Annotated in this window: 22 protein-coding genes; 13 read left to right on the forward strand and 9 right to left on the reverse strand. The window is 62.8% G+C overall.

Annotated features, from left to right (window positions below):
• Positions 1 to 119: 119 nt before the first annotated feature.
• Positions 120 to 1,736, forward strand: a complete 1,617-nt coding sequence (gene nadB, locus DN388_RS02240; protein WP_054914774.1) for an L-aspartate oxidase — start codon at positions 120 to 122, stop codon at positions 1,734 to 1,736.
• Here nadB and DN388_RS02245 read toward each other — a convergent pair.
• Positions 1,705 to 2,157 carry a protein YgfX gene (locus DN388_RS02245; protein ID WP_058540941.1) on the reverse strand — a complete coding sequence of 151 codons (453 nt, stop codon included), beginning with the start codon at positions 2,155 to 2,157 and terminating at the stop codon, positions 1,705 to 1,707. The genes nadB and DN388_RS02245 overlap by 32 nt on opposite strands.
• The gene (locus DN388_RS02250) at positions 2,141 to 2,398 is read right to left on the reverse strand and encodes a succinate dehydrogenase assembly factor 2 (protein WP_043862035.1); all 258 of its coding nucleotides are present in this window, start codon (positions 2,396 to 2,398) and stop codon (positions 2,141 to 2,143) included. Before DN388_RS02250 ends, DN388_RS02245 begins: the two co-directional genes overlap by 17 nt.
• Positions 2,399 to 2,532: 134 nt before the next feature.
• On the opposite strand from DN388_RS02250, the gene DN388_RS02255 reads away from it, so the two are divergent.
• Both DN388_RS02255 and DN388_RS02260 read left to right on the forward strand, forming a co-directional pair.
• Positions 2,533 to 3,474, forward strand: a complete 942-nt coding sequence (locus DN388_RS02255) for a folate-binding protein YgfZ (protein WP_254996570.1) — start codon at positions 2,533 to 2,535, stop codon at positions 3,472 to 3,474.
• Between the two features lie 58 nt (positions 3,475 to 3,532).
• Complete coding sequence (locus DN388_RS02260; RefSeq protein ID WP_054914777.1) at positions 3,533 to 4,339, forward strand: HDOD domain-containing protein; 807 nt, start codon at positions 3,533 to 3,535, stop codon at positions 4,337 to 4,339.
• On the opposite strand, the gene DN388_RS02265 is transcribed toward DN388_RS02260, so the two are convergent.
• A complete protein-coding gene (locus tag DN388_RS02265; protein ID WP_043860097.1) occupies positions 4,340 to 5,722 on the reverse strand; it encodes a sensor histidine kinase in 1,383 nt (460 codons plus the stop codon).
• Entirely contained in the window at positions 5,715 to 6,386 is a 672-nt protein-coding gene (locus tag DN388_RS02270) for a response regulator (RefSeq protein WP_043860096.1), read from the reverse strand. The genes DN388_RS02265 and DN388_RS02270 overlap by 8 nt, the downstream gene beginning before the upstream one ends.
• 202 nt (positions 6,387 to 6,588) lie before the next feature.
• Between DN388_RS02270 and DN388_RS02275 the strand changes: the two genes are divergently transcribed.
• The 5 genes from DN388_RS02275 to DN388_RS02295 all read left to right on the forward strand — a co-directional run bounded on the left by DN388_RS02275 (position 6,589) and on the right by DN388_RS02295 (position 12,032).
• Entirely contained in the window at positions 6,589 to 7,878 is a 1,290-nt protein-coding gene (locus tag DN388_RS02275) for an OprD family porin (protein WP_254996571.1), read from the forward strand.
• Positions 7,879 to 7,913: 35 nt separating this feature from the next.
• Entirely contained in the window at positions 7,914 to 8,894 is a 981-nt protein-coding gene (locus DN388_RS02280) for a tripartite tricarboxylate transporter substrate binding protein (RefSeq protein ID WP_043860094.1), read from the forward strand.
• A 127-nt stretch (positions 8,895 to 9,021) separates the two neighbouring features.
• Positions 9,022 to 9,480 (forward strand): tripartite tricarboxylate transporter TctB family protein, encoded by a 459-nt coding sequence (locus DN388_RS02285; protein ID WP_043860093.1) that lies wholly within the window; start codon positions 9,022 to 9,024, stop codon positions 9,478 to 9,480.
• 1 nt (position 9,481) lies between these two features.
• The gene (locus tag DN388_RS02290; protein ID WP_254996572.1) at positions 9,482 to 10,996 is read left to right on the forward strand and encodes a tripartite tricarboxylate transporter permease; all 1,515 of its coding nucleotides are present in this window, start codon (positions 9,482 to 9,484) and stop codon (positions 10,994 to 10,996) included.
• Positions 10,989 to 12,032 (forward strand): AbrB family transcriptional regulator, encoded by a 1,044-nt coding sequence (locus DN388_RS02295; protein ID WP_254996573.1) that lies wholly within the window; start codon positions 10,989 to 10,991, stop codon positions 12,030 to 12,032. The genes DN388_RS02290 and DN388_RS02295 overlap by 8 nt, the downstream gene beginning before the upstream one ends.
• A gap of 50 nt (positions 12,033 to 12,082) precedes the next feature.
• Here DN388_RS02295 and DN388_RS02300 read toward each other — a convergent pair whose 3' ends face one another.
• From DN388_RS02300 to ung, 4 genes are all read right to left on the reverse strand, one after another.
• A complete protein-coding gene (locus DN388_RS02300) occupies positions 12,083 to 13,456 on the reverse strand; it encodes an autotransporter outer membrane beta-barrel domain-containing protein (RefSeq protein ID WP_254996574.1) in 1,374 nt (457 codons plus the stop codon).
• Positions 13,457 to 14,519: 1,063 nt separating this feature from the next.
• Positions 14,520 to 16,646: a hypothetical protein gene (locus tag DN388_RS02305; protein WP_254996575.1), complete on the reverse strand. Its 2,127-nt coding sequence runs from the start codon at positions 16,644 to 16,646 to the stop codon at positions 14,520 to 14,522.
• A gap of 162 nt (positions 16,647 to 16,808) precedes the next feature.
• Positions 16,809 to 18,803, reverse strand: a complete 1,995-nt coding sequence (locus DN388_RS02310; protein ID WP_100633574.1) for a hypothetical protein — start codon at positions 18,801 to 18,803, stop codon at positions 16,809 to 16,811.
• Between the two features lie 123 nt (positions 18,804 to 18,926).
• The gene (gene ung / locus DN388_RS02315; RefSeq protein ID WP_078480616.1) at positions 18,927 to 19,619 is read right to left on the reverse strand and encodes a uracil-DNA glycosylase; all 693 of its coding nucleotides are present in this window, start codon (positions 19,617 to 19,619) and stop codon (positions 18,927 to 18,929) included.
• 129 nt (positions 19,620 to 19,748) lie between these two features.
• On the opposite strand from ung, the gene DN388_RS02320 reads away from it, so the two are divergent.
• Positions 19,749 to 20,855 carry an enoyl-CoA hydratase/isomerase family protein gene (locus DN388_RS02320; RefSeq protein ID WP_043860088.1) on the forward strand — a complete coding sequence of 369 codons (1,107 nt, stop codon included), beginning with the start codon at positions 19,749 to 19,751 and terminating at the stop codon, positions 20,853 to 20,855.
• An 18-nt stretch (positions 20,856 to 20,873) separates the two neighbouring features.
• On the opposite strand, the gene DN388_RS02325 is transcribed toward DN388_RS02320, so the two are convergent.
• Complete coding sequence (locus DN388_RS02325) at positions 20,874 to 21,287, reverse strand: hypothetical protein (RefSeq protein WP_254996576.1); 414 nt, start codon at positions 21,285 to 21,287, stop codon at positions 20,874 to 20,876.
• A 213-nt stretch (positions 21,288 to 21,500) separates the two neighbouring features.
• On the opposite strand from DN388_RS02325, the gene DN388_RS02330 reads away from it, so the two are divergent.
• The 4 genes from DN388_RS02330 (at position 21,501) to DN388_RS02345 (ending at position 25,147) form a co-directional block, all read left to right on the forward strand.
• Positions 21,501 to 22,970: a sensor domain-containing diguanylate cyclase gene (locus DN388_RS02330; protein WP_254996577.1), complete on the forward strand. Its 1,470-nt coding sequence runs from the start codon at positions 21,501 to 21,503 to the stop codon at positions 22,968 to 22,970.
• A gap of 25 nt (positions 22,971 to 22,995) precedes the next feature.
• Positions 22,996 to 23,217 (forward strand): cysteine-rich CWC family protein, encoded by a 222-nt coding sequence (locus tag DN388_RS02335; protein ID WP_058540929.1) that lies wholly within the window; start codon positions 22,996 to 22,998, stop codon positions 23,215 to 23,217.
• A 32-nt stretch (positions 23,218 to 23,249) separates the two neighbouring features.
• Complete coding sequence (locus tag DN388_RS02340; protein WP_254996578.1) at positions 23,250 to 23,942, forward strand: pseudouridine synthase; 693 nt, start codon at positions 23,250 to 23,252, stop codon at positions 23,940 to 23,942.
• A gap of 320 nt (positions 23,943 to 24,262) precedes the next feature.
• Positions 24,263 to 25,147: an alpha/beta fold hydrolase gene (locus DN388_RS02345; RefSeq protein ID WP_043860083.1), complete on the forward strand. Its 885-nt coding sequence runs from the start codon at positions 24,263 to 24,265 to the stop codon at positions 25,145 to 25,147.
• The last annotated feature ends 57 nt before the right edge of the window (positions 25,148 to 25,204 follow it).

Consider the following 25,204-nt stretch of genomic DNA (forward strand, 5'->3'; position numbering starts at 1 on the left):
GCTGTTATAAAGGCAACCCAGCCCGTTTCACGATAGTTTCACAATGCCATAAACACCTGACTATTGTGCCGATACCCCCGTCCTTATACTAGTGGTCGCCTCGCTCGGATATCCCTGACATGAGCCAACAATTCCAACATGACGTTCTGGTGATCGGCAGCGGTGCCGCCGGCCTGAGCCTGGCCCTGAACCTGCCGGCGCACCTGCGCATCGCCGTACTGAGCAAAGGCGAGCTGGCCAACGGCTCGACCTTCTGGGCACAGGGCGGTGTTGCCGCCGTGCTCGACGACACCGACACGGTACAGTCCCACGTGGAGGATACGCTCAATGCCGGCGGCGGGCTGTGTCATGAAGACGCGGTGCGCTATACGGTCGAGCACAGTCGCGAGGCGATCCAGTGGCTGATCGACCAGGGCGTGCCGTTTACCCGTGACGAACAGGCCGGCGTCGATGAACGCGGCTTCGAGTTCCACCTGACCCGCGAGGGCGGCCACAGCCACCGGCGCATCATCCACGCGGCCGACGCCACTGGCGCGGCGATTTTCACCACGTTGCTGGAGCAGGCCCGCCAGCGCCCGAACATCGAGCTTCTGGAACAGCGCGTGGCGGTCGACCTGATCACCGAACGGCGCCTGGGCCAGGCCGGCGAGCGCTGCCTGGGAGCCTATGTGCTCAACCGTGCCAGCGGCGAGGTCGACACCTTTGGCGCCCGCTTCACCGCGCTGGCCACCGGCGGGGCGGCCAAGGTCTACCTCTATACCAGCAACCCGGACGGCGCCTGCGGCGACGGGATCGCCATGGCCTGGCGCGCCGGCTGCCGGGTGGCGAACCTGGAGTTCAACCAGTTCCACCCCACCTGCCTGTACCACCCGCAGGCCAAGAGCTTCCTGATCACAGAAGCACTGCGCGGTGAAGGCGCCCTGCTCAAGCTGCCCAACGGCGAGCGCTTCATGCCGCGCTTCGACCCGCGCGCCGAACTCGCCCCGCGCGACATCGTGGCCCGCGCCATCGACCATGAGATGAAGCGCCTGGGCGTCGACTGCGTGTACCTGGACATCAGCCACAAGCCTGCGGAGTTCGTCAAAAGCCACTTCCCGACCGTGTACGAACGCTGCCTCACCTTCGGTATCGACATCACCACCCAGCCGATCCCGGTGGTACCGGCGGCGCACTACACCTGTGGCGGCGTGATGGTCGACGACCACGGCCAGACCGACGTACCGGGGCTCTATGCCATTGGCGAAACCAGCTTCACCGGCCTGCACGGTGCCAACCGCATGGCCAGCAACTCGCTGCTCGAATGTTTCGTCTACGGCCGCTCGGCGGCAGCCGACATCCTCGCCAGGCTCGACAGCGTGGCCATGCCCCAGGCCCTGCCCTGCTGGGATGCCAGCCAGGTCACCGATTCGGACGAAGATGTGATCATTGCGCACAACTGGGACGAGCTGCGCCGGTTCATGTGGGACTACGTCGGCATCGTGCGCACCAGCAAGCGCCTGCAGCGCGCCCAGCACCGGGTACGTCTGCTGCTGGACGAAATCGACGAGTTCTACAGCAACTACAAGGTCAGCCGCGACCTGATCGAGCTGAGGAACCTTGCCCAGGTAGCGGAGCTGATGATCCGCTCGGCCATGCAGCGCAAGGAAAGCCGGGGCCTGCACTACACCCTGGACTACCCGGACATGCTGCCCGAAGCTCTGGACACTATTCTACGGCCGCCCACCTACGCCGACTGAACTTCAACCGCAAGCGCAGGCGCCGGTGCAGCACCGGTTCCAGCGCATCGGGGGCGATGCACTGGCTCTGGCTGAACAGCCGCCCCGGCCGGCGATAACGCAGCACTACCAGGGCGGGCAAGGCGAGGCTGTCGCGGCGCAGTTGCACCTGCTGCCAGCCCGTGGCCGCGCTGAACAGGTGCCAGCCAGAAGGATCACGGCGCAGGCCGGTGACGGCACGCGGGTGGGTAAGCAGGATATGCCGGGGCACGACCCAGGCTGCGTGTGCCAGGCAAAGCGCCAGGCCAAGCAGGGTCATGTATAGCGAAATGGCCAGCAGGCACAGCGCGATCAGCGCCAGCAACTGGCATGCGAGGTAGGCCGCCAGCAGGACCCGCGAGCCCTGCCAGCGACACTCGAAGCGGTCACTTGGGCTGGACACGGTCCAGGATCATGCGCACCATGCGCTGCAGCTCAGGGTCGTCGGACTCGCTGCGTTCCATGAACCAGCCGAACATGTCCTGGTCTTCACAGGTCAGCAGCCGGACATAGAGCGCGCGGTCGACGTCGTTCAAGGTGCTGTAGACCTCCTGGGTAAACGGCACCAGCAGCACGTCCAGCTCCAGCATGCCGCGGCGGCTATGCCAGAAGAGCCGGTTGAGTTCAGATTGTTCGACGACCATGGAGCCCTCCTCAAATTGGCCGCCAGTATACAGGCCGAGCCTGTGAACGGCACAAGGCGTTGGTCTAGGTCGGCTACCTATTTTGCCGACAGCACTCTATGATGACCCCCAGTCCTGATTACCTGCGAAGACCCATGGCCGACTCCGCTTTTTTCTGCCCCCTGTCCCACGAGGGCGTCCTCGCCGTCCGCGGCTCTGACGCCGGCAAGTTTCTGCAAGGTCAACTGACCTGCAACATCAATTACCTCGACGAGCACACCTCCAGCCTCGGCGCGCGCTGCATGGTCAAGGGGCGCATGCAGTCGAGCTTTCGCATCGTGCCCCACGCCGACGGCTTCGTGCTGGCAATGACCCACGAACTGCTCGAGCCGCAACTGGCCGACCTGAAGAAGTACGCCGTGTTCTCCAAGGCCAGGCTCACCGACGAGAGCAGTGCCTGGGCGCGCTTCGGCCTGCAGCATGGCGACAAGGCGTTGCAGGCGCTGGGCATCGAGCCGCCGACGCAAGATGGCGCCATCAGCCGGCACGACCCCCTGTTCGCAATTGCCGTATCGCCGGGCCGCACCGAACTGTGGGTACCGGCCGAACAGGCCGCAGCCGTACGCGAGCAACTGGCCGAGCACCTCGACGAAGGCCCGCTGGACGCCTGGCTGCTGGGGCAGATCCGCGCCGGTATCGGCCAGGTGATGGCCCAGACCCGCGAGCTGTTCATCCCGCAGATGATCAACCTGCAGGCCGTGGGTGGCGTCAGCTTCAAGAAGGGTTGCTATACCGGGCAGGAAATCGTCGCGCGCATGCAGTACCTGGGCAAACTCAAGCGTCGCCTGTATCGCCTGGCCCTGGCCGAGGGTACTGCTCCGCCCCCTGGCACCGAGGTGTTCTCCCCTACCCATGCCTCATCGGTGGGTGAGGTGGTGCTGGCCGCCACGAGCGCGCAGGGCAGCGAGCTGCTGGCGGTGCTGACTGCCGATGCGGTAGCAGACGACAACCTGCACCTGGGCAGCCCCGAGGGCCCGCGCCTGGAACTGCTGAGCCTGCCTTACGAACTGGACCGCGATCGCGAAATCCAGCGCTGAGCCCACCTGCCCCGCCGCGTGTGGCGGTGGGGCCCCTGAATGCGCTAGAGAATCCACGATGAACACGCTGGCCCAGATCGTTGAAGCACAATTGCTCAGCGCCATCGACAACGATGACCTGGTGCTGCCGACCTTGCCGGAAGTGGCCCTGAGCATCCGCGAAGCGGCTGAAGACAGCGAGATCAGCGTCAGCACCCTGAGCAAGGTGATCGGCCGCGACGCCGCGTTGTCGGCACGCCTGATCAAGGTGGTCAACAGCCCCTTGCTGCGTGCGGCCACCGAAGTCACCGACCTGCAGACCGCCATCACCCGCATGGGTATCAACTACAGCTGCAACCTGGCCATCGGCCTGGTGATCGAGCAGATCTTCCATGCGCGCTCACCGGTGGTCGAACAGAAAATGCGTGAAATATGGGCCAAGAGCCTGGAAGTGGCCGGCATCAGCTATGAGCTGTGCCTGCGCTTCACCCAGCTCAAGCCCGACCAGGGCGCCCTCGCCGGGCTGGTCCACCAGATCGGCGCATTGCCGATCCTGACCTATGCCGAAGAACACAACGAACTGCTCTCCGACCCGGTCTGCCTGAACCATGTGATCGACCTGATCCACCCGGTACTGGGCGACAAGATCCTCAGCGTGTGGGAATTTCCCGAGCAACTGGCCGGGCTGCCGAGCCTGTCGCAGAACCTGGAGCGCAGCACCGACAAGCTCGACTATGTCGACATCGTGCAGATCGCGCGCACCCTCAGCGATGGCAACGAACATGCCCTGGCGCGCCTGCCGGCGATGCGTCACCTGAAGCTGCCACCCAACAGCCACCTGCAGGTCAGCGAGCTGATCGGCGCCAAGCACATGTTTCGCGCCTGATCAGTCGCCCGGGTTGAAGCTGACCCGAACCTTGAGCCCGCCGCGCTCGCCATCGTGCAGGCTGATCTGCGCCAGGTGCGCGCGGCAGATCTCACCGACGATGGCCAGCCCCAGGCCGGTGCCCTGCGCACTGCGCCGATAGAAGCGTTCGAACACCCGCTCGCGCTCCTGCGGGGGAATTCCCGGCCCGTCGTCCTCCACCTCCAGTACCGCCGGGGCCGTCACCCGCAGAATCACGTTGCCATTGGCCGGGGTGTGCGCCAGGGCGTTGTCCACCAGGTTGCTCAGCAATTCGTTGAGCAGCGTCGGCTCGCCGCGTATCCACACCGGCGCCTGGGCCTCCAGTGCCAATGCCACACCCCGTGCATGCGCCAGCGGCGCCATGGCCATGCCCAGCTCGCGGGCCAGCTGGCTGAGGTCGAGCAACTGTGCACCGCCCTCGGCAATGGCGCGCGCACCGTTCTCCACCCGTGCCAGGGACAGCAGCTGGTTGGCCAGGTGGGTCAGCTTGTCGGTGCCCTGGGCCGCCAGTTCGAGCGTGGTGCGCCACTCCTGCGGGTCCTTGGCGCGCAGGCCCAGTTCCACCCGCGCCTTGAGTGCCGCCAGGGGGGTGCGCAACTCGTGCGCGGCGTCGGCGATGAACTGTGCCTGGCGCTCGAACTGGCCCCGCAGGCGCTCGGTGAAGTGATTCAGTGCACGCACCAGCGGCCCCAGCTCGCGTTGAACCTGAACCACCGGCAGGGCGCGCAGGTCGTCGGGCTGGCGTTCTTCCACGGCGCTGCGCAGGCGCTCCAGCGGGCGCAATGCGGCGCTGACCGCAAACCACACCAGCAGCAACGCCCCCATCGCCAGCATGCCCAGGCGCAGCAGGGTATCGGCCATCAGGCTGCGGGCCATGCTCACGCGCGCCTCTTCGGTTTCGGCCACGCGGATCTCCGCCATGCCGTTCATGTTCGGCTCGCTCACCGCCTTGAGCAGGCTGACTACCCGCACGTCCTGGCCCAGGTAGCGCGCATCGTAGAAGCGCGCCAGGGCCGGATAGTCATCGGTACGCGGGGTATCGGGCGGCGGTGCGGGCAGGTTTTCGTAGCCGGAAATCAGGCGTTGATGGATGTCGTTGACCTGGTAGTAGATCCGCCCCGCGCTGTCGTAGGCAAAGGTGTCCAATGCCACGTAGGGCACATCGGCGCTGAGGGTGCCGTCGCGTTGCGAGAGCCCTGCGGCGATGGTGCGCGCCGAGGCCAGCAGGGTACGGTCATAGGCGGTGTCGGCGGCCTCGCGACCGTTCCAGTAGGCACTCAGCCCGCTGGCCACCATCAGCACCACCAGCAGCAGGGCGAGGTTCCACAGCAGGCGCCCGCGCAGGCTGCCGGCGTCACGCATCACGGTGCTCGAGCAGATAGCCCAGCCCACGGAAGGTGACGATCGCCACGGCATGACCGTCGAGCTTCTTGCGCAGGCGGTGCACGTAGATCTCGATGGCGTCGGGGCTGGCCTCCTCGTCCAGGCCGAACACCTGCGCCGCCAGTTGCTCCTTGCTCATCACCCTGCCAGGGCGGGCGATCAGCGCCTCGAGCACGGCCTGTTCGCGGGAGGTCAGGGCCAACAGCTCGCCCCCCAGGGTGAAGCGCCGGGTATCCAGGTCGTACACCAGCGGGCCGCAGGTCTGCTGGCGCTCGCCACCGAGCACGCTGCGGCGCAGCAGGGCCTTGACCCGCGCCTCCAGCTCGGTCAGTTCGAACGGCTTGGCCAGGTAGTCGTCAGCCCCCAGGTTCAGGCCGTGCACCCGGTCCTTGACGTCGCTGCGGGCGGTCAGCATCAGCACCGGCACGGTCTTGCCGCGGGCCCGCAGGCGCGCCAGCACCTCGAAGCCGTCCATGCGCGGCAGGCCCACATCGAGCACCGCCACGGCATATTCCTCGCTGGCCAGGGCCAGGTCGGCAGCAACTCCATCGTGCAGCACATCCACCGTCAGGCCTGTGCTCTTGAGGGCCTGGGCCACGCTCTCAGCCAGTTGCAGATGGTCTTCGACGAGCAGTACACGCATCGATTTCTCCTGGTCGTGTCGCGTTCAATGGCGCGGAGTTTACAGCGCGGCGGGCGCCTGTGAAGCCATCGAAACATTGAAAGGCCACTGAAAGGTTAGCGAAAGGTTGAGCCCCTAGCATCGCCTGACGGCCCGTTGTACAGGCCGTAGATCGAACCGAAGCGTTCGACCCGAATAAGAACAATAACGGAGTCACCCCACGATGCTGTCCACCCAGCCTCAGGCGCCTGCGCCTGCCCGTCGCCTGCACCCTCGTCCCTCTGCCATCGCCAGTGCCCTCGCCTTTGTCGGCGTCGCCCCGCTGAGCCAGGCCGCGTTCATCGAAGACAGCACCGCCACCTTCGAAACACGCACCATGTACTTCAACCGCGATTTCCACAACGAGCCCAGCACCACACAATCCAAGCGCGAGGAATGGGCCCAGGGCTTCATGCTCAACCTGGAATCGGGCTACACCGAAGGCACCGTCGGCTTCGGCGTCGACGCCCTGGGCATGCTCGGGGTCAAGCTCGACTCCGGCAAGGGCCGCACCGGCACCGGCCTGCTGCCGACCCATGACAACGGGCGCGCCGCCGACGAGTACTCCAAGCTCGGCCTGACCGGCAAGGTCAAGGTGTCGGCCACCGAGCTGAAGGTCGGTACGCTGATCCCGCAAACGCCCACCCTGCGCCCCAACGACGGGCGTATCCTGCCGCAGACGTTCGAGGGCGGGCTGCTGACCTCCCAGGAAATCAGGCACCTGACCTTCACCGGTGGCCGCCTTGAAAAGGTCAAGGACCGCAACGACACCAACAAGGAAGACATCGCCCTCAACAACAAGAACGGTCGCTTCCTGGGCACGGCCGAAGGCAACCATTTCGACATGGCCGGAGTGGACTACAAGCTCACCGACCGCATCACCGGCAGCTATCACTTCGCCCAGCTCGACGACGTGTACCGCCAGCACTTCGTCGGCCTGCTCGCGACCCAGCCGTTCGGCCCGGGCACCTTCGGCGCCGATGTGCGTGTGGCGTTCAGCGGCGACCAGGGCCAGGCCCGCGGCGGCAGGATCGACAACACCGCCTTCGGCAGCCTGTTCAGCTATGCCCTCGGCGGCCACAAGCTGAGCACCGGCTACCAGCGCCTGTCGGGCGACAGCGCCTTCCCCTACGTCGATGGCGCCGACCCCTACCTGGTCAACTTCGTGCAGATCAACGACTTCGCCCAGGCCGACGAGCGCTCCTGGCAAGTGCGCTACGACTACGACTTCGCCAAGCTCGGCGTACCCGGCCTGAGCTTCATGAGCCGCTACCTCAGTGGCGACAACGTCAGCCGAGCCGGCGGTGGCGAAGGCAAGGAGTGGGAGCGCAATACCGAATTCAAGTACGTGGTACAGAGCGGCGCCCTGAAGAACGTCGCCGTGCGCCTGCGTAACGCCACCTTCCGTTCCAACTTCTCCCGCGACGCCGACGAAGTGCGGCTGCTGGTGAGCTACAGCGTGGCGCTTTGGTAATCCGCCCATAACAACAATGTTCACGGAGACTGACGATGACTTTTTCACTGCGCAAGATCGCCCTGGCCACCGGCTGTCTGCTGCTGGCCGGCAACGTGCTGGCCGCCGAACCCAAACGCCCCGAGTGCATTGCCCCGGCCTCGCCCGGCGGCGGCTTTGACCTGACCTGCAAGCTGGTGCAGAGCGCGCTGCTCAACGAGAAGATCCTGAGCAAGCCGATGCGCGTCACCTACATGCCCGGCGGAGTCGGCGCGGTGGCCTACAACGCTGTGGTGGCCCAGCGCCCGGCCGACGCCGGCACGCTGGTGGCGTGGTCCAGCGGTTCGCTGCTGAACCTGGCCCAGGGCAAGTTCGGCCGCTTCGACGAGAACGCAGTGCGCTGGCTGGCAGCGGTAGGCACCAGCTACGGCGCCATCGCGGTGAAAAAGGACTCGCCCTACAAGACCCTCGATGACCTGGTGGCGGCACTGAAAAAAGACCCTGGCAAGGTGGTGATCGGCTCGGGCGGCACCGTTGGCAGCCAGGACTGGATGCAGACCGCACTGATTGCCAAGGCCGCCGGCATCAACCCGCGCGACCTGCGCTATGTGGCACTGGAAGGCGGTGGCGAGATTGCCACCGCATTGCTGGGCGGGCACATCCAGGTGGGCAGCACGGACATCTCCGACTCGATGCCGCACATCCAGAGCGGCGACATGCGCCTGCTGGCGGTGTTCTCCCCCGAACGCCTGGACGAGCCCGAGATGAAGGACATCCCTACCGCCAAGGAACAGGGCTACGACATCGTCTGGCCAGTGGTACGCGGGTTCTACCTGGGGCCGAAGGTGAGCGACGAGGACTACGCCTGGTGGAAGGCATCGTTCGACACGCTGCTGGCCTCGGATGAATTCGACAAGCTGCGTGACCAGCGCGAGCTGTTCCCGTTCGCCATGACCGGTGAAGCGCTGGACGTGTATGTGAAGCAGCAGGTAGCGGACTACAAGGCACTGGCCCAGGAATTCGGACTGATCCAGTAACCCATCGCTTCACCTGTAGGAGCCGGCCTTGCCGGCGAATCACCGCGGTCCCGCCAGGTCGGTGGCGCGTCATTCGCCGGCAAGGCCGGCTCCTACGGGTGCAGGTTTGCCCTTCGAGGATTCCCCCATGATCCTGCAACGCCTTTTCGCCCTGACCCTGCTGGCCGCCTGCGCCGCACTGGCCGTCATGGCCTGGCCCTACCAGGCCGCCTTCTCCTACGAACCGGTCGGCCCGCGCGCCTATCCGTTGCTGATGCTCGGCCTGATGGCCATCGCCCTGCTCTACCTGGCGATCCGTCCCACGCCCATCGTGCGCAAGGACGACGAACCAGAGCTGGACCGCGCCAGCCTGATCAAGATCGGCCTGTGCACCGGCCTGCTGCTGGTGTTCGCCGCCACCTTCGAATCCCTGGGCTTCATCCTCAGCAGCACGCTGATCGGCATCCCCATGGCGCGCCTGTACGGCGGACGCTGGCTGCCCAGTGCGGTCATCGTCGGATTGATGAGCATCGCCCTGTACCTGCTGTTCGACCGCGCCATGGATGTGCCCCTGCCCCTGGGCCTGCTCGACGTTCTGGAGAATTGACATGGATACTTTCAGCTACCTCGGTCAGGGCTTCGGCGTTGCCCTGAGCCCCTACAACCTGGTGACTGCACTATGCGGCACCCTGATCGGTACGGTGGTCGGCCTGCTGCCGGGCCTGGGCCCGATCAACGGCGTGGCGCTGCTGATTCCCATCGCGTTCGCCCTGGGCCTGCCGCCGGAATCGGCGCTGATCCTGCTGGCCGCGGTGTACCTGGGCTGCGAATACGGCGGGCGCATCAGCTCGATCCTGCTCAACATCCCCGGTGAAGCCTCCACCGTGATGACCACCCTGGACGGCTACCCCATGGCTCGCCAGGGCCTGGCCGGGGTGGCGCTGTCGCTGTCGGCCTGGAGTTCGTTCATCGGTGCGTTCATCGCCACCTGCGGCATGGTGCTGTTCGCCCCGCTTCTGGCCAAGTGGGCGATCGCCTTCGGCCCGGCGGAGTATTTCGTGCTGATGGTGTTCGCCATCGTGGCGCTGGGCGGCATGGCCGGCGACAAGCCGCTCAAGACCTTCATCGCCGCCCTGATCGGGCTGTTCCTTTCGGCCGTGGGCATCGACGCCAACAGCGGTGTGTACCGCTTCACCGGCGACAGCATCCACCTCACCGACGGCATCCAGTTCGTCGTGCTGGTGCTGGGCCTGTTCTCCATCAGCGAGATCCTGTTGCTGCTGGAAAAGACCCACCACGGGCACAAGGCCGTGGAAGCCACCGGACGCATGCTGTTCAACTTCAAGGAAGCCGCTTCGGTGTTCGTGGTGAACATCCGCTGCGGCCTGCTCGGCTTCTTCATGGGCGTGCTGCCCGGGGCCGGTGCGACCCTGGCCAGTGCCGTGGCGTACATGACCGAAAAACGCCTGGCCGGTGCCAGCGGCACCTTCGGCAAGGGTGACAAGCGCGGCCTGGCCGCTCCGGAAACCGCCATCGGCGCCTCCTGCTGCGGCGCCCTGGTGCCGATGCTGACCCTGGGCGTACCGGGCTCGGGTACCACGGCGGTGATGATCGGTGCCTTGAGCCTGTACAACATAACCCCCGGCCCGCTGCTGTTCGAACAGCAGCCGGATATCGTCTGGGGCCTGATCGCCTCGCTGTTCATCGCCAACATCATGCTGGTGATCCTCAACATCCCCATGGTGCGCCTGTTCACCCGCATCCTGTCGGTGCCCAACTGGGCGCTGGTGCCGGTGATCGCGATCATCACCGCGATCGGCGTGTATGCGGTGCATGCCACCACCTTCGACCTGTTCCTGATGATCGGCATCGGCATCTTCGGCTACATCCTGCGCAAGCTGGACTTCCCGCTGTCGCCGCTGCTGCTGGGCTTCATTCTCGGCGGGCTGATGGAGCAGAACCTGCGCCGGGCGCTGTCGATCTCCAACGGTGAACTGGAGATTCTGTGGGCCAGCCCGATCAGCCTGGGGGTGTGGGCGATGGTCGCGTTGATGCTGACCCTGCCGCTGCTGCGTATCTGGCGCCGCCGCAGCGCCCAGCGTCGTGCCCTGGCCGATGTCTGAATCCACCTTGCGCACCTGGTGGGCCACTCCACTGGTCGGCCTGGCCGGCGGATATCTCGCCAGCCTGGTCGGCTGGCCGCTGCCATGGATGGTCGGCTCGCTGCTGGCGGTGATTCTGGTGCGCTGCCTGACGCCCTGGCAGATCGGTGAAATACCCAACGGGCGCAAGTGCGGCCAGTGGATCATCGGCGTCGGCATCGGCCTGCACTTCACCCCCCAGGTGGTCGAACAGGTGGCCAGCCATTTCGGCCTGATCTTCTTCGGCGCGCTGATCACCAGCGTATCCAGCCTGATCGGCGTATGGCTGTTGCTGCGCACCGGTGAAGACCGGGCCACGGCGTTCTTTTCCAGCATGCCGGGCGGCTCGGGCGAGATGGTCAACCTGGGTGCACGCAACGGCGCAGTGCTCAGCCGCGTCGCCGCCGGGCAGAGCCTGCGGGTACTGGCGGTCGTGCTGTGCGTGCCCGCAGCGTTCAAGTTCCTGCTCGGCGACGGCGTACCGTTGAGCCATGCCGGTACGGTGGATGGTTACTGGCTGGTGTTGATCGCGCCGCTCGGGGTGCTGGCCGCACTACTCTGGCAGCGCCTGCGCCAGCCCAACCCGTGGCTGTTCGGCCCGCTGCTGGTGGCCTCGAGCATCAGCATCGGCGCCAACCTGCACACCGGCCTGCCCGACGGCGCCAGCCAGCTCGGCCAGTGGCTGATCGGCAGCGGCCTGGGCTGTCACTTCAACCGCGCGTTCTTTCGTCGCGCGCCGTCATTTCTGGGCCGTACCCTGGTCGCCACGGCACTGACCATGCTGCTGGCGGGCCTCGCGGCCTGGGCCTTGAGCGCGTTGACGGCGCTGGACCTGCGCTCGCTGACCCTGGGCATGATGCCCGGCGGTATCGCCGAAATGAGCCTGACCGCCGAAACCCTGCAACTGTCGGTACCGCTGGTGACCGCGCTGCAGGTGATGCGCCTGCTGTTCGTGCTGTTTCTGGCCGAGCCGTTGTTCCGGCACTGGGCGGGCGAACGAACATCCGCCAACCCCTGAAACGAGAAAAGGAAGCCGAGGCTTCCTTTTCTTTTCTACTGCTCGCCTGATCAGAAGCGATAGCTTGCGCCGAGGCTGAAGCTGTACGGCATCTCGATGTTCTTGCCGTTCATGTAGCCAGCCTCGCCGTACACCTGGAAGTCCTTGGCGACGGTCCAGGCAACCCCTGCGCCCAGCTCGGCGCGCGAACCGGACAGGTCGTTGTTGAACACGTTGTTGTTCACCTGCACCTGGTTGCGCTGTGCGAACTCATGGGCAAACGCGGCCTTCACATAGGGCTGGATCATGCTGTCGCCGCCCAGCGAGATGGTCTTGCCGAGCGTGGTACCGACCTTGCCCAGCAGCGAGCGGCTGACATCGCCATTGGCGTCGAAACCGTTGTCCAGGGTGAAGTCCTTGCCGGCCACCGCCGCAGCGGCCACCTGGGCGAAGGGTTCGATGAAGTAGCCATCGTCGAGCTTGATGTGCTTGCCGACTTCGACCGAGGCGCTGATGCCGTGGGTGTCGTAGTCGCCCTTGGTGCGGGTGCCATCGCTCAGGCCGACCTTGGCGTCATTCTGGTAGCGGTTGTACTTGAGCACGCTGTCGACGTAATAGCCGCTCTCAGGGTCCATCCAGGTGGCGTAGCCGCCCACATAGTAGCTGTCGATGCTGCCCGAACTGCCGTAGCTCAGGTTCAGGTCCGAGCGGCTGTGGCCGGCCAGCAGGCCCAGGGTCCAGTTGCTTTCGCCCAGTTGCGCATCGGCCCCGAAGGTCAGCCCGCGCTGGTTCTGCTGGTACCCTACGCCCGACGAGGCGTCGGCAATGTTGTGCTGGTTGCCGTAGGCGCGCATCCACACCCCGGCGTTCTTGCCCTGGTTGTAACGCAGTTCGCCCATGCGGCTGCGCAGCGAGGTCATTTCGCCGTAGGCGATGGTGATCGGGGTGTTGAACAGGGCCATGACCGTGCGGGTCATCGGGCTGATGGTGCGGGTTTCCCTGTCCAGGTACCAATCCTGGCCGTCCTTCACCAGCTTGTAGGAGTAGGCACCCAAGTCTACTTCCTGGCGATCGTTGAGCAGGCTGAACTGCGCATCGCCCGAGCCCGTATGAACCAGCTGCAGGCGCTCCACGCTGGCGGGGTCGGTACCGCTGGTGCCGACCATCAGCCCATGGGTGCCGCTGGCGTTGCCGGTGACGTTCAGGAAATCGGTGGCGCCGCTGGCGAAGTTGGACGCCATGTAGAACTCGCCATTGCCCGACAGGCTCTGCACATTCAGTTCATAGAACGAGTTTTCGTCGCCGAAGGTGATGCGGCCCCCGGTCATGGCCAGGTCGCCGATGGTGTTGTTGGCGTTCAGGGTCCAGTTGGAGTTGCTGTTGATGTTTACCTGCTGCACACCGTTCAAGTTGCCGGTGAGTTGCGAGCGGTTGTCAAGCGCCAACGACGCGTTGGCACCAGGTGTAACAACTACATCCCCCACCAGAGACGCCTGATCAAGTTTCAGGTTAGCGGTGGCGGTATCAGCAATTTGCACATTGCCGCGCAACGAAGAAGCTGCCACGTTCAGGTTGGCCGTGGCAGGGCCCTGGACCTCAAGAATGACGCCGTTACCACCGTTCAAGGTCGAACCATTTCTAACATTGATTTCAGCGACCGTATCAGTGCGCACCAGAACTGCAGGGCCCGTACCGCCAGTGGCACTGGAGTTATCCAAGGTGAGTGTCGGCGCTTGCGAATTGATGGCTGACTCGCGCCCGATGCGAACTCCGGCCGCTGTACCGTTGAATTGCGTACCGGAAGTAGCGGTGACAGTGCCGCCAAGGATCGCTAGGCCGATGCCGTCGGCATTGCTGCCAGTGACCGTGGTCCCGCTGATGTTCAATGTGCTCCTGGCGGACACCTGGGCCCCCAGCCTAGCGCCGGTAATAGTGCTGTTGCTGACAGTGGCGGTGGACGGTGCGGCCCCTACCCGTGCTATGGCCATCCCGACAGCGCCCGTTGAGGAAACAACTGCCCCATTCACGGTCGCGTTGCTGCCAAACAGGTGCAAGCCGTTGGAACTGCCGCCCGAGATAGTGCCGCCATTGAGCTGCACGGTCGACGCGGTAACACGAATGGACAACGTGGAAGCATCCTGGGTAGTCAGCACTGCACCATTGACGAGATCATAAGTATCCGGTGCATCTGCAGCGGTAAGTGTCAGCGTCTGGTTATCAACTAGAATGGCCAATGCCTGCTCACTTGCAAGCGCCCATGGCAATAGCATCAACATATTCATAAATACAAACAGCGGCTTTTTTGCGCTTGTTTTATCGATTGTAGTTCGCATGCATGGACCCCTTGAAAAATAATCAGTTGAATTGAGGCGACTGCCTCGACTCGTAACTTCAAAGGTACATAGCCTAGGGGTATTGAATAGTGAGATATGTAGGAAATTTCCTAGGTAGCTTGCATTTAATTCCTCACCAACGCAGCGTGCTGGGGTTTCCCCCAGCACGCGACTGTCAGCTCTGAGGCAGACACAAACCGCCACCTGGCTTACGCAGGGCATAACGCACGGCCGATGCCTGAGAGCTACCCGGAATATTACCGGCCTTTACGATCCGCCAACTGGCGCGGAACGACCCCAATTCATAGTACTTGCCAGGCTGGTCAGCGATTTCGAAGTAAGACTTGAGCAGTGGCAACACACGCTCGATTCGATTTGAAGTAGCCTCTTGATCACTGACAACCACCGGTATTTCCCGCGTCCTGTCAGTGACAACTATTGAACCGGCCTTATCGCTGCACACGCTGAGTGTAATAAATACAAGATCATCTTTGGATAACACTCCCGCACGCTCTGCGATCGCCAACCTGATACCGTCTGGCAAAGGACGAGGACGTTCACAATTCAATATACCCAAAGCGGTCACTGGCGTTGTACCCGGTACATCGCTGCTACCGCCAATGCGATCCGGGAATGTCACTTTTGCAGTTACCGTCACGGTGGCAATACTGACCTCTACGCTGCCATCGACCGCCTGTTGCGGGTTGCCGGTGGTTTCGGTTTCCTGGATTTCGTAACCGATCGCGATGGTGCCATTGCCCAGGCTCTCGACGAAATTCCAGGGAATCGGGATAGAGATGACAGTCCCCGGTGTTTCGCCTGCGGCGATGGTGTGTGTAACTGCATTGTCTTTTCGACCATAGAACAACCGGACGAACTCACCCACTTTCGCATTCTCGTACACGGTAAAGAGCAGAACCGCACCTGAGCCGACATCCGCTGGGCGAATAAAACCAGGTTGTTTCGAACTGTTGCCTTGAGCGCGAACCGGTACCAGCGTGGCGTTGATCGGTCCAGGCCCGACAGGGTCGGGGCCTATGGTGGTCAAGTCAACCGCCACCTCGGTGTCGGGCGATGTCCAGGTGTTCTTGCCACGAATGACGTCATACCATACCCGTACCGCTGGGTCTTTCACCTGGTCATTGGGCAAAGCAATCTCATCCCAGTTAAAGGTGACCCGATCATTCGGCCAGATAATGACTTTTACAGTGTCCTCATCACGGTAATACACCCGAATTTCATCGCCTGCCTGAGCGTTTTTAAAAGCCGGCACGATAGCTTCCACGCCAGTGCGGGCGTCCTCCCGACTAATCGGTGCAGCGGGTACCAGCGGCTTCAGCAGGTCCTCGGGTTCGGGGGTCAGACGCACCGTCAGGTGAACCGGGATGGAAAAGTCCGAGCGATTCCCAGCCCGGTCCTCAAGCTTGTACTGGAGCACCGAAACACCTTCGCCAATCGCTTTGATAGTGTCCTCATCGAGTTCGATGTCGAAGCCATCGTCCTCTGCCTCTGGGGGAACGTCGCCACTGCGAACAGGTACCGGGTTACCAGCGATGTACAACTGATATTTGTCGCCCGGGTAATAATCAAAATAAGGAGGAACATGAAGCGTCAATGTACCGCTGTGCTCAGCAAGGTATTTCAGGGTAACGACGCCATCAGTCACGTCGGCAGGGTACTCGATTGGCGCGGGGTTATCGTTCAACGCGGGGTCCAGCAAATCCAGTGTCAGCAGTTGAATTTCAGATTCTTCTTTGTTGCCCGTCTCATTACTATACACCGAGTAACCAATCAATTTGATACCATCCCCGCCCACTTTCAAACTGTTGAAAGGGATGACGAAACGACCAGGAAGATCGGTGGCAGCAACAGGCACTTCAAACTTGTAGGTATACTGCACACCGTCTTCTACGCCGTTGACAACCGGAACACCATTTACATGCAGAGTTACATAATCGAAACTGCCATCATCCCCCCCCGAAGGCACCCACAATGGAATCTCCAACATTAGCCCCGACTTGAACTGGTCTCGGTGAAAAAGATTGACCTTACCATCGTCTGCAGCAGGCAATACATTATCCATCACAAAATCTTCAACTGCATTCACCCCGCCGACGCTCATCACCCCGAACCCCGTGGGCGCCTTGGCGGCTTTAAGTTCATTACTGTGCGTAACAACTGCTTGAAGACCCTTTTCCAATGCAGTTTTATTATCCTGATCACGCTTGGCCCGGTACTCTGCAATCGCGGGATTTTTTGCCTTGGCGGCTTCACCGGTATTTGCCTTTTCTAAAATAGTCATCTTGACTCTCCATTTCAGGTAGATTTGCTAAACACACAACAGGCACGTGACGCTTCCTCAATCAGCCTGTGCGCCGCTGATTGCTTCATACGTTCGATACTTGCTAATGCCGCTACCATGTTCCTACGTCAGGTGCGAAGTACCTGGCCGATTTAACCGCGGCTAAACGTTGCTACCATCACATACCGAGCCATTCGGAAGTTGTAGCGATATGAAAGTCATCTCCCGATCGGATTCACCACCCTGTCCATCCGCTCTGGCCACTCTGTAATTCACTACTGCAACCCCCTCGACATCCTTGCCATCTGCCTCATTGGCACGCTTAAGGGGTTGCAGGACCAAATCGGCAAAGCGTGTCATCGTAAACATAAAGCCGTTATTAACCTGCGCCGGGGTAGACAGCTTGATGGGATCGAAATAAACAACATCAGTCAGTGATCCCGTGGGGGGCGTTGATGAAGCCCCCTCAAGAGTGCGAAACAGTTGCCAGGACACTTCGACGTTGTCCCCTACGCCCCACAATCCAGGGTTGCCTGGCACGCTGATACGTATACCGTTCCAGGGTTTTTTCTGGCAGTTGATCCACCCCCAGAGCGTGACATCAGGAAATTTTACCGGTTTGAAGCCAACGATTGGCTGGACAGCAACCCGCACATGCGTATCACGGGCACGATGGCGGTTGACGCCATTGAACGTCCAGTAGAACACCGCAATCGCGGGCCCATCTCCCGCAGCCAGCACTGCGGCATAGGGCACGGGGGAAAACCTGACGACGCTGCCTGCGGTATCGCCTGCCTTCACGGTGTAGGTAGCGACCACGTCGGCGTTATTACCCCAATACAATTCAAGTATTTCGCCTGGCTCAGGCACTGCATACAGCGTCACCTCGACAGTGACTGGCAGGTTCATGTCCTGGCGGGTCAGGATGTTGTCACCTGTTCTGCCTTTCACCACTACCGGCTTTAGCAATCGGTGAATAGGATCGGGGCCTTCAGGGTCGGGGCCTGCGACACTCAGGTCTATCTCGAATGCAACTGTTGAGGAGGTTGAGGTGATTTCCCGAGTCAGCGTGTAGTACACCTTGCAAGCAGTGCGCCCCGAAAAGCCATCGGCGGCCAGGATTTCCCACGCCACAGGCAACCTAACGGGCCAGGTGGCGGTGGACGGTACGGTGTAAGGTGCCAATGTGCGTCCATTCCAATAGGCTTGCAGGGTGTCCCCAGTACGCGCGTCTACGATACGTGGAATATGCACCTGCACACCGCGACGGGCGTCCTCAAGGTCGACCAAACCATCTTCAGCCAGCGGCACCTGAGGCGCAGGCAGCACAATTGGCTGCGCCACATTCACGGTCAGGGGCAAGGACAAGGAGATGGCTCCCCGATTGCTAGCGCGATCCATCAGCCAGTAGTAGAGCACTCGCGAACCGTTGGCTTTCCTGCGAACATCGTCGCCCCTGATCGTCAACTCGACAAAGCCCTGATCCTTGTGCGACTGCTGGATCTGCAGCCTCGCCAGGGGGTCGAACAGGGGGCCTTTCGACGGTTCAAGGAAGACTTCGATCACATCCTCCAACCGCACGTCCGGCCACAGCTCGACCCTGACGATAACCCTGTCGTTGTTGCGTACCAGGTAAGCTTGATCGATGGTGCGCGTGTTTTCATTCAATGCGGGGGGATTACCGGCTTGGCCGTTGTTGGGGGCGGTCTTGTCAAGAAACACTGCGGCGGGCTGGGAGGTCTCCGGGTTGAGTACCTCTGTGATCCATACCCGGTAGGAAACGTAGAAGATTCCTTGAGTGCGCAGGTAGGGCTCAGGTATAGCCGCATCCAGCGGAAAAAGGTCTGCGGGATCGGCCGTCATTGGCACTTCCCAGCTTCCAACCACTACACCGTTTTCAGCCCCACTCGATACGGCGCTGCCCCATATCAGATCAAAATGCAGTATTGCGCCATCAAAATAGTCTTGTTCGTAACCTGGCCAGGCACTCTCGATGAGAACTGCCAGCGGCCGGGTCTGATTGGCCAGTGGAATTGTATACACCCCTGCCTCGTCGGCCAGCAGAGGCAGTGCAGCAGGAACCCGCAATGTAGGCAGAATCAAAATACCGATCGATTGGCCGCTGCGGCCTGACCCCATCATGCTCAGTTTGGTCATCTGCGTATTCCTCGGGCCTGGTGGTCAAAACCATTTCAGGGCGCTGCTCGACTCACAGCCATGGCGCAAATGTAATGGCGGAATACGCTTCGCGAAACTGACAGAAATACCAGGTAGGTGCGCTTACAACGCCGGTAGCGCCCACTGCACCGGCGCCAGCCCGTGCTGTTCCAGAAACTTGTTGGCCCGGCTGAAATGCCCGCAGCCGATGAAGCCACGGTAGGCCGACAACGGTGAAGGATGCACCGACTTGAGCACCAGATGCTTGGTACCGTCGATCAGCACAGACTTGCTCTGGGCATGCTTGCCCCACAACAGGAACACGGTGGCGGGCTGGCGCTCACTGACCAGCTGGATGATGCGGTCGGTGAACGACTCCCAGCCTTTTTTGGCATGCGACGCGGCAATCGAGCGCTCCACGGTCATGGTGGTATTGAGCAGCAGCACGCCCTGTTCGGCCCAGCTCTGCAGGTAGCCGTGGTTCGGGATCGGGATGTTCAGGTCGCGCTGCAACTCCTTGTAGATGTTCACCAACGACGGCGGCGCGGGCACCCCAGGCTGCACCGAGAAGCACAGGCCGTGTGCCTGGCCCGGGCCGTGGTAGGGGTCCTGCCCCAGAATCACCACTTTGACCTGGTCCAGCGGTGTGGAGTTGAGCGCATTGAAGATCAGCGGCCCCGGGGGATAGATCTCCTTGCCGGCCGCATATTCCTGACGCAGGAACTCACGCAGTTGCTGCATGTAGGGCTGTTCGAATTCGCCGCGCAGAGCGTCTTTCCAGCTCGGTTCGAGTTTGATGCGGTCATCGTTGGTCATGGGCACTCCCGTAGGCAATGGGGGCGGACACTAGGAAAGCTGCCAGCGCTTGTCAATCGATCCGACCGGCGACCGGCATGATCGGTGACAGTAGCCATACTTGTCGGGATAACCGCAGTGAGGTGGCCCATGGCCGTAGCGTTCGAAGTACTCACCGGCGTCGATGGCGCCCGCATCGGCGTTGCCAGCCTGGATGCGCCCCAGTCGCTCAACGCCCTGTCGTTGCCGATGATCGAGCAGTTGAGCACCCACCTGCAAAGCTGGGCCAAGGATGACGGCATCGTCTGCGTGCTGCTGCGCGGGCTGGGTGACCGGGCGTTCTGCGCGGGGGGCGATGTGCGCAGTCTTGTGGAGGCGTGCCGCGCACAGCCTGGTGAAGTGCCGCCGCTGGCGGCGCGTTTCTTCGCCGCCGAGTACCGGCTCGACTATGACCTGCACCATTACCCCAAGCCTCTGCTGTGCTGGGGGCACGGGCATGTGCTGGGCGGCGGCATGGGCCTGCTGCAGGCCAGCACGGTACGCATCGTGACCCCGAGCAGCCGCCTGGCGATGCCGGAAATCAGTATCGGCCTGTACCCGGACGTGGGCGCCAGCTGGTTTCTGAACCGGCTGCCAGGGCGTCTTGGCCTGTTCCTTGGGCTGACTGGCGCGCCGATCAATGCACGCGATGCACTGGACCTGGGCCTGGCGGACCGCTTCATGGGCGAAAACCAGCAGGACGAGCTGATTGAAGGGCTGTTGCAACTGAACTGGCAGGAGCAGACCGCGATGCAGCTCAACAGCCTGCTCAAGGCGTTGCAGCAGCAGGCGCTGGCCGAGTTGCCGCCGGCCCGATGGCTGCCACGCCGGGCGCAGATCGACGCGCTGCTCGATGTCAGCGACCCGGCCTGTGCCTGGCGGGCGATCGCACAGTGGCGCATGCACGACGACGAGGTCCTGGCCAAGGCGGCACGCACCCTCACCGAAGGCTGCCCGCTGACCGCGCACCTGGTGTGGCAGCAGATCGCGCGGGCGCGCTACCTGTCGCTGGGGCAGGTGCTGCAGATGGAATATGCGATGAGCCTGAACTGCTGCCGGCATCCGGAGTTCAGCGAAGGGGTACGCGCGCGCCTGGTGGACAAGGACCAGACGCCGCATTGGCATTGGCAGGAAGTTGCTCAGGTCCCCCAGGCAGTGGTGCAGGCGCACTTCAGCAAGGCATGGGAGGGGAGGCATCCGCTGGCTGACCTTGTGTGAAGCCAGCGAATGCGATGTTCACCGGTGCGAGTTGCGATCGCCCCAGCCGTTGTCGCTGCGACCCCGGTCACGCCCATGATCGCGCCCACGGTCATTGTCCCGCCCCTGATGCCACTGCTGCCCCTGACCATAGCGCGGGTTCTGGTAGTAACGCCCTGGGGCGGGGCGCACATTGTAGTAGCCATGCCCCGGTACCGGGCGGTACTGAGGCACGGGCGCCGGGCGGTAGTAACGCGGCGCGGGGGCGTAATAGCGAGGCTGCGGCACCACGTAGTACCCCCTGTTGTAGGGATAACCACGGTCGTAACCACGGTATTCATAGCGGTCCACGGTGTACACATCACTGCGGTAGTAGCCCTGGCCACCGTAATACGGAGCACAGGCGCTGGTCAGCACACCCAGCACAACAATCAGCAAAAGTCGGCGATACATGGCGGCCTCCCGGACCGCTGAACTGCACATCCCAGCGGCGCTGGTCGGCGTCGATCGGCAAGCGTTCATCGACATAGGCTAAGACCACCGAATCGACGTGCCGTGCGTTTTTCGAAATAAATTGTGACAAGGCCGATACCCCTGAAAATCGTCCAGTTATTTTCTGCGCGCCCCTCTAGAATAAGACGCATCGGTACCCGCCACGGATCTGCCATGCCGCTTCGTTACGCCCTGTTCTCGCAACGCTCGTTGATGCTGGCATTGCTGTTGTTGCTTGGCTGCGGCTTTCTGGCCACGTCGCTGCTCAGCTACTTTGCCTCGCGCAGCGAGATCCGCGACAACATCATCAACACCGAGCTGCCGCTGACCTCCGATACCGTCTACTCCGAAATCCAGCGGGACCTGGTGCGCCCGGTGGTGATCGCCTCGATGATGGCCCAGAACACCTTCCTGCGTGACTGGGCCCTGGCCGGCGAACAGGACCCGATGCCCATCACCCGCTACCTCAATGAAGTGATGGCGCATCAGAATGCCTACACGGCGTTTTTTGTCTCCGAGGCCAGCGGCATCTACTACCAGGCCAAGGGCGTACTCAAGCATGTCGACCCGCGCACGGAGCGTGACCGCTGGTACGCACGCGTCAAGGCGATGGACACGCCCTACGAGATCAACGTCGACCTGGACATGGCCAACCAGGACAAGCCCACCGTCTTCATCAACTACAAGGTGTTCGACTACCAGGGCAGGTTCATCGGCGCGGCTGGCGTCGGGCTGACGGTCGAAGCGGTGATCAGGCGCCTGAGCGACTACCAGTTGCGCTATCAGCGTACGGTGTATTTCGTCGATGCCAGCGGTCGCATCGTGCTCACCGGGTCTGCCGGCGGCCCCGAAGGCGTACACAGCGGGCTCACGCTGCGCGAGGTGCCAGCGCTGGCCGACCTGCAGCAGAAAATGCCCGTGCCGGTGGAGGGCAACCGCGAATACAACCATGATGGGCACAGCCACTTTCTCAATGTACGCCTGATCCCCGAGCTCGACTGGTACCTGTTCGTCGACAAACGCGACGGCACGGCCCTGGACAGTGCACGCCAGTCGCTGTACATGAACCTGGTGATCTGCGCGATGATCACCCTGGTGGTGCTGTCGCTGCTCAATGCGATGATCCGTCGCCATCAGGACAACATCCAGACCCTGGCAACCCTCGACAGCCTGACCGGCCTGCCCAACCGACGCGCCTTCGACCTGCTGGCGGCACAGGCCCTGCTCGACACCGAGCGCGAGCCCATGCCGCTGGTGGCACTGCTGCTCGACCTGGACCACTTCAAGGTCCTCAACGATACCCACGGCCATCTGGCCGGCGACGAAGTGCTGCGTCAGTTCGCGCGCATCCTGGAAAGCTGCCTGCGCCATACCGACATCATCTGTCGTTGGGGCGGCGAGGAGTTTCTCGTGCTGCTCAAGAACACCGACGCCGACGCCGCACGGGCGGTTGCCGAAAAGATTCGCCTGCGCACCGAGCAACTGGCCTTCGGCTATGCCGACAAGGTGCTCGACCTGACCGTGAGCATCGGCTTGAGCGCCCATCGGTCCGACGATACCTTGCACACCCTGATCGCCCGCGCCGATGATGCGCTGTACCGCGCCAAACAGGGTGGACGCAATCGCGTCTGCTCGGAACTGTAAAACGTCGCCCCCGGTAGCCACCACCATGAACGATACCCGCCTGTGCCCCGCCTGCGGCGCCAGCAACCAGTGCAGCCTCGCCGACCCGCGCAGCGCCACCCAGGCCTGCTGGTGCTACAGCGTGCAGATCGATCCCCGCGTGCTCGAAGCGCTGCCGGCGCATTTGCGCAACAGTGCCTGCCTGTGCCCGCGATGCGCCCTGGTCGATGCCCGATTGCAGGCAGCCAAGCCTGCGCCGAACCGTTAGACTGCGCGCCCACCTCTGTACGCCCAACCGCCATGCGCCTCGACCGTTTTCTCAGCAACCTGCCATGTTTCAACCGCCAGCAGGTGCGCCTGCTGCTGGTGCAACGACGGGTGCGGGTGGATGGCGTGGCCATCACCGACCCGCACCATGAGGTACGCGAGTTCAGCCGCGTCGAGGTCGACCAGCAGGTGCTGCAAGCCGGGCGTGCACCGCGCTACCTGATGCTGCACAAGCCGATGGGTTGCGTCAGCGCCACCGTCGACCCGCAGCACCGCACCGTGCTCGACCTGCTCGACGAACCCGACCGGAACGACCTGCACATCGCCGGGCGCCTGGACTTCAACACCACCGGGTTGCTGCTGCTGACCAACGATGGCCAGTGGTCACGTCGCCTGACCCAGCCCAAGACAGGGCTGGCGAAAACCTACTACGTCGAGACCGAGCAGCCGATCACCGACGCCTATGCGCCAACCTTTGGCCAGGGCATCTACTTCGCCTTCGAAAACCTCACCACCCTCCCCGCCGAGCTCACCCTGCTGGGCAGCCACAGCGCGCGCCTGAGCATCGTCGAGGGGCGCTATCACCAGGTCAAACGCATGTTCGGCTTCTTCGACAACAAGGTCACGCGCCTGCACCGCGAGCGCATGGGCCCGCTGCACCTGGACCCGCAGCTGGCCCCGGGGCAATACCGTGCGCTGAGCCAGGATGAAATCCTGGCCATCTGACGCCACGACCGCTCGGCAAAAAAATCATCGATTGCGCCAACGGCACTTGCGGGTTGGCCGGGCGCCTGCTTGAATCCAACCGTCAGTCTGCATGTGACCAATCGGTCACGAACGCAGTCCTAGGCACCTTTCTGCAGGTGACCGGCGCCCCGAAGCGCTGGCGTCCGGCAGATTGCCCACCGAACAACAATACCCGTCGACCAGCCGGCAACGGATCGACACAGGGCCCCTCGTTTCATTTCAAGGCGTATGCCTACCTGTCATGAAGACCGGGCAAGCTTGCTTGCACGGATACCCTTTTTGCGCCAGGAGTCGATGACATGAGGCCAGAAATTGCTGTGCTGGATATACAGGGTCAGTACCGGGTTTACACGGAGTTCTATCGCGCGGACGCCGCAGAGAAGACGATCATCCTGATCAACGGCTCGCTCGCCACCACAGCGTCTTTCGCCCAGACGGTGCGCAACCTGCATCCGCAGTTCAACGTCGTGCTGTACGACCAGCCCTACTCGGGCAAGTCCCGGGCACACAACCGCAACGACCACCTGCTGACCAAGGAAACCGAAGGCCGGATCCTGCTGGAGCTGATCGACCACTTCGCCGCCGACCACCTGATGTCGTTTTCATGGGGCGGTGCCTGCACCCTGCTGGCACTGGCCAGCAAGCCGCGGCGCATTCGCAAGGCCGTGGTCAGCTCGTTCTCGCCGGTGATCAACGAACCGATGCGCGACTACCTGGAGCGCGGCTCGCACTACCTGCGCACCTGCGACCGCCAGCAGATGGGCAAACTGGTCAACGACACCATCGGCAAGCACCTGCCCTCGCTGTTCAAGCGTTTCAATCATCGCCACGTCAGCAGCCTGGCCGAGCATGAGTATGCGCAGATGCACTTCCACATCCATCAGGTGCTGGATCACGACCTTGGGCGGGCCCTGCGGGCCGCACAGGCCATCGACATTCCGGTGCTGTTCATGAACGGTGAATGGGACGAATACACCACTGCCCACGACGCCCGGCAATTTTCCCGGCACGTGCGCCACAGCCACTTCAGGCCGATTCGCAGCGCCGGCCATTTCCTGGACATGGAACACAAGGCGGCCTGCCGCGACACCCGCGAGGTGCTGCTGGAGTTTCTAGGCCCGCAACCGCGTGAAACGCGCTCCCCGTATCACTTCGTGCACGGCCAGCATGCGCAGGCCATCTGAGTGGTCGCGGCCAGTGTAGCGCCGGTCTGCGGCAGACCGGCGCTACGGCTCGCGAGC

The organism is Pseudomonas sp. S12(2018) (genome assembly GCF_024355235.1).
GTDB classification, from domain to species: domain Bacteria; phylum Pseudomonadota; class Gammaproteobacteria; order Pseudomonadales; family Pseudomonadaceae; genus Aquipseudomonas; species Aquipseudomonas palmensis.

Excerpts from the sequence above, each read along its gene's own strand:
- nadB (WP_054914774.1), top strand. The coding sequence starts at position 120 with ATGAGCCAACAATTCCAACATGACGTTCTGGTGATCGGCAGCGGTGCC.
- DN388_RS02250 (WP_043862035.1), bottom strand. The coding sequence starts at position 2,398 with ATGGTCGTCGAACAATCTGAACTCAACCGGCTCTTCTGGCATAGCCGC.
- DN388_RS02255 (WP_254996570.1), top strand. The coding sequence starts at position 2,533 with ATGGCCGACTCCGCTTTTTTCTGCCCCCTGTCCCACGAGGGCGTCCTC.
- DN388_RS02260 (WP_054914777.1), top strand. The coding sequence starts at position 3,533 with ATGAACACGCTGGCCCAGATCGTTGAAGCACAATTGCTCAGCGCCATC.
- DN388_RS02265 (WP_043860097.1), bottom strand. The coding sequence starts at position 5,722 with ATGCGTGACGCCGGCAGCCTGCGCGGGCGCCTGCTGTGGAACCTCGCC.
- DN388_RS02270 (WP_043860096.1), bottom strand. The coding sequence starts at position 6,386 with ATGCGTGTACTGCTCGTCGAAGACCATCTGCAACTGGCTGAGAGCGTG.
- DN388_RS02275 (WP_254996571.1), top strand. The coding sequence starts at position 6,589 with ATGCTGTCCACCCAGCCTCAGGCGCCTGCGCCTGCCCGTCGCCTGCAC.
- DN388_RS02280 (WP_043860094.1), top strand. The coding sequence starts at position 7,914 with ATGACTTTTTCACTGCGCAAGATCGCCCTGGCCACCGGCTGTCTGCTG.
- DN388_RS02285 (WP_043860093.1), top strand. The coding sequence starts at position 9,022 with ATGATCCTGCAACGCCTTTTCGCCCTGACCCTGCTGGCCGCCTGCGCC.
- DN388_RS02290 (WP_254996572.1), top strand. The coding sequence starts at position 9,482 with ATGGATACTTTCAGCTACCTCGGTCAGGGCTTCGGCGTTGCCCTGAGC.
- DN388_RS02295 (WP_254996573.1), top strand. The coding sequence starts at position 10,989 with ATGTCTGAATCCACCTTGCGCACCTGGTGGGCCACTCCACTGGTCGGC.
- DN388_RS02305 (WP_254996575.1), bottom strand. The coding sequence starts at position 16,646 with ATGACTATTTTAGAAAAGGCAAATACCGGTGAAGCCGCCAAGGCAAAA.
- DN388_RS02310 (WP_100633574.1), bottom strand. The coding sequence starts at position 18,803 with ATGACCAAACTGAGCATGATGGGGTCAGGCCGCAGCGGCCAATCGATC.
- ung (WP_078480616.1), bottom strand. The coding sequence starts at position 19,619 with ATGACCAACGATGACCGCATCAAACTCGAACCGAGCTGGAAAGACGCT.
- DN388_RS02320 (WP_043860088.1), top strand. The coding sequence starts at position 19,749 with ATGGCCGTAGCGTTCGAAGTACTCACCGGCGTCGATGGCGCCCGCATC.
- DN388_RS02325 (WP_254996576.1), bottom strand. The coding sequence starts at position 21,287 with ATGTATCGCCGACTTTTGCTGATTGTTGTGCTGGGTGTGCTGACCAGC.
- DN388_RS02330 (WP_254996577.1), top strand. The coding sequence starts at position 21,501 with ATGCCGCTTCGTTACGCCCTGTTCTCGCAACGCTCGTTGATGCTGGCA.
- DN388_RS02335 (WP_058540929.1), top strand. The coding sequence starts at position 22,996 with ATGAACGATACCCGCCTGTGCCCCGCCTGCGGCGCCAGCAACCAGTGC.
- DN388_RS02340 (WP_254996578.1), top strand. The coding sequence starts at position 23,250 with ATGCGCCTCGACCGTTTTCTCAGCAACCTGCCATGTTTCAACCGCCAG.
- DN388_RS02345 (WP_043860083.1), top strand. The coding sequence starts at position 24,263 with ATGAGGCCAGAAATTGCTGTGCTGGATATACAGGGTCAGTACCGGGTT.